The organism is Bradyrhizobium sp. P2_E8, assembly GCF_056403875.1.
On record NZ_JBFUES010000914.1, the window covers coordinates 1 to 3,004 of the forward strand.

3 protein-coding genes are annotated in these 3,004 nt (G+C 65.0%); all 3 read right to left on the reverse strand.

The genetic code is table 11. The features are described 5' to 3' along the window. A partial coding sequence (locus AC1D00_RS34185; protein WP_477013707.1) for a sensor histidine kinase occupies positions 1-1,404 on the reverse strand: 1,404 nt, incomplete at its 3' end. 103 nt (positions 1,405-1,507) lie between these two features. After that, complete coding sequence (gene accC / locus AC1D00_RS34190) at positions 1,508-2,866, reverse strand: acetyl-CoA carboxylase biotin carboxylase subunit (RefSeq protein WP_477013708.1); 1,359 nt, start codon at positions 2,864-2,866, stop codon at positions 1,508-1,510. 59 nt (positions 2,867-2,925) lie between these two features. Next, the coding region (locus AC1D00_RS34195; protein ID WP_477013709.1) for a biotin/lipoyl-containing protein at positions 2,926-3,004 on the reverse strand (79 nt) is incomplete at its 5' end.

Genomic DNA, 3,004 nt, shown 5'->3' on the forward strand with positions numbered 1-3,004 from the left:
CACATGTGCAAGACCTATACCCTGTCCCGGCTTGTCCTGGGTTCCCGCGCGCCGGAACAGGTCGAATATCCGCTGATGATCCTTTGGATCGATGCCGCGGCCGTTGTCACTGATCTCGAAGATAGCGTAGCCGAGCTTGGTGCGCCCGCGAATTCTGATCTCTCCGGGCACCCCGCTCTTGAGATATTTGATCGCGTTGTCGATCAGATTGGAGAATATCTGCTCCAGGGCAAGGCGGTCGCTGACGATATTGGGCAGGGACCCGACGTGAATCTCGGCCTGCGCTTCCACAGCCTGATGCGCCAGCGTCGACACGATGGCCTCGACGAATTCACGGATGTCGATCTTCTCCGGCTGGAATTCGCGCCGGCCCTCGCGGGTGAGGTTGAGGATCGCCGAGATCAGCCGGTCCATCTTGGCGATCGACGACTTGATGAAGTCGAGCGCCTCGGAAAAGTCCGTTGAGAGCTGCTTGTCGGGGCCTTCGAGCGCGATCTCGCCGGAAGAGCCAGGTGCCAGCGGTGGTCCGTCGGCAGGGACATGGGCGAGGCTGCTGATGCGGCGGAAGATGTCGCTGCCGAGTTCTTCGAGCTCGCTGGTGAAGCCCATGATGTTGACGAGTGGCGAGCGCAGATCGTGGCTGACGATATAGGCAAAGCGCTGAATCTCATCGTTGGCCTCGCGCAGGTCCGCCGTGCGCTCGTCGACGATGGTCTCCAGGTTGACGTTGGCGTCGCGCAGGCGCGCCTCGGCCTCGTCACGGGCGCGGGCCGAGCGCCGCACCAGCCAGGTCGAGACCAGCGCCAGCAGCACGACGAGGCCGGAGCCGATGCCGGTCATCGAGGCGGCCAGCGTCTGGCTCCGGTCGGAGTTGGCGGTGCGGATCCGGAACAGCCGTTCCTCTTCGCGGATCATCGCGTTGGCCTGGTTGCTGATCGTGGTCGTGGTGTTGCCGGCGGCGGCCTCGCGGATGAGCGCCGCGGCCTTGTCGGGTTGACCCTGCTTGACGAAGTCCATCTCGCGCGAGAACTGGTCGAGCCGGGTCTCGATCGCCGCGCTGAGCTTCTCGATGCTATCGCGTTGCGCCGGATCGTCGCCGATCTGGCGCGTGAGCTTGGCGAGCGCCGGATTGATCGCTGCGACGGCCTTCTCGTGATCCGATTGGAAATCCGGGCCCTGCGTCAGGAGAAAGCCGCGGGCGCTGCTCTCGGCGCGTCGGACTTCGAGCAGCAGGGCGTTGATCTGGTTTTCCACCTCGATGGTGTGGACGACCCATTTGCTCTCTTCCCGCGCCTTGTTGACGAGATAGACCGAGCCGGCGCTGATCACGGTCAGCACCAGGAGCCCCGCCGCGATCAGCAGGATCTGCCAAAATGCGCGCCGCCGCTGCGCCTCAGCCGTCACGACGGTTTCGCCCTGTTGCGCCAGTGGAGTTCAAAACGCCCCTCGGAACTGCCCCAACCGTCCAAAACGCGATTGGGGCGAAAGGGTTCCACGGGGCGGGGAGCTATTTCGCAGCGGGTTCCGCCTTGCCGGCCAGGTACTGTTCCAGCCAGTGGATGTGGTAGTCGCCGTTGATGATGTCGTCCTCGCGCACCAGCGCGCGGAACAGCGGCAGCGTGGTCTCGATGCCTTCGACCACCATCTCGTCCAGCGCCCGGCGCAGCCGCATCAGGCATTCGGCGCGCGTCTTGCCATGCACGATCAGCTTGCCGACGAGGGAGTCGTAATAGGGCGGGATCGTGTAGCCCTGATACACGGCGGAATCGATCCGGACGCCGAGGCCCCCGGGCTGATGGTATTGCAGGATGCGGCCCGGCGAGGGGCGGAAGGTCTCCGGATTTTCGGYGTTGATGCGGCATTCGATCGCGTGGCCGATGACCTGGACTTCCTCCTGCTTCGCCGGCAGCTCGCCGCCGGCGGCGATGCGGATCTGCTCCAGCACGAGGTCGATGTCGGTGATGCTCTCGGTGACGGGATGCTCGACCTGGATGCGGGTGTTCATCTCGATGAAGTAGAACTCGCCGTCCTCGAACAGGAACTCGATGGTGCCGACGCCGAGATATTTCATCTCGCGCATCGCCTTCGCACAGGTCTCGCCGATCTTGGCGCGCGCGGCGGCGGAGAGGACGGGCGAGGGGCCTTCCTCCCAGACCTTCTGGTGGCGGCGTTGCAGCGAGCAGTCGCGTTCGCCGAGATGGATCGCGCCGCCGCGGCCGTCGCCGAGGATCTGGATCTCGATATGGCGTGGCTTCTGGAGATATTTTTCGAGGTAGACGGACGCATCGCCAAAGGCCGATTTGGCTTCGTTCGCCGCCGTCGACAGCGCCATCAGGAGGTCGGCCTCGCTGTGCGCGACCTTCATGCCGCGGCCACCGCCGCCCGCCGCTGCCTTCACCAGCACCGGGAAGCCGATCTTCCTGGCGATCGCCAGCGCATCGTCGTCAGGACCGACCGCGCCGTCGGAGCCGGGCACCACGGGGATGCCGAGCTTCTTGGCGGTCTTCTTGGCCTCGATCTTGTCGCCCATCAGGCGGATGTGCTCGGCCTTGGGGCCGATGAAATGCAGATTGTGCTCGGAAAGGATTTCCGCGAAGCGCGCATTCTCGGACAGGAAGCCGTAGCCGGGATGGACGGCGTCCGCCCCGGTGATCTCGCAGGCCGCGAGCAGCGCGGGCACGTTGAGATAGCTGTCCTTGGACGGCGGCGGTCCGATGCACACGCTCTCATCCGACAGGCGCACATGCATGGCGTCGGCGTCGGCGGTGGAGTGCACGGCGACGGTCGCGATCCCGAGCTCCTTGCAGGCCCTGAGGATGCGAAGGGCGATCTCGCCGCGATTGGCTATGAGGATCTTGTCGAACATGGTGTCCTTAAGGGACTGGCGCGCGAAATGCGATGGGGGCAGCTGAGCTGCCCTGGCCATTACTCAATGATGACGAGCGGCTCACCGAACTCGACCGGCTGGCCGTCCTCGACCAGGATCTGCGTCACCGTGCCGGCG